The sequence below is a fragment of the Vibrio sp. 1078-1 genome (genome assembly GCF_033340475.1).
In genome coordinates, this window is record NZ_JAWOWM010000537.1 from 1 (window position 1) to 618 (window position 618).

Sequence of the window (618 nt, forward strand, 5' to 3'; positions counted from 1 at the left end):
ACCGTGTGCAAGGTCGCCATTTTTACATTGATGCAATGCTGTAAGCGGGTTGATTGCACAGTTTATGGCGAGTTTGGTCCACAACGCGGCATTGATGTTTGGGTTCCAAACAACTTCTGGTAAAGCGTGCTGCATAACATCTTGCAAAAACTGGCAATGAGCGCCAGACGCATTAAAGCCGCCAACTTGAGTGATGCCTTGCCCCGTGTGCATTACGTGCTCTTTATTCGGCTTATAAGCACCATGGGTTGTGGTTGCGATAACGACGGGATTTGCGGATAGCATCTCTTCTACCTGCTCGGCCGCACCCATACCATTGTGCATAAGCATACCAATGGCATCGCGATGAATGTGCTCAATAAGAGGTTTGAGTGCAGTGATCACTTGCCACGCTTTCACCGTGACCAAAATCAAATCCGCTTGTTGTAAAGAGGGAATATGTTGGTTAGGAAACTCCATTGCAGGTGAGTCATCAAGCGTAAGGGAGTGTTGCGGCTCAGACGTTCTGCCCCACACTGATACTTGGTGTCCTGCCAATTGAAATTTTGTTGCCCACAGTGAGCCAATGGCCCCCGGACCTAAAATGAGAATATTCACCAAACGCTCTCAGTAAAAAGG

At 48.2% G+C, this 618-nt stretch carries 1 protein-coding gene; it reads right to left on the bottom strand.

The annotated features are described in order from the left end of the window. Positions 1–597 (bottom strand): 2-dehydropantoate 2-reductase (locus R7190_RS28660; RefSeq protein WP_318138035.1); only part of this gene is annotated, 597 nt, incomplete at its 3' end. Positions 598–618 lie beyond the last annotated feature (21 nt).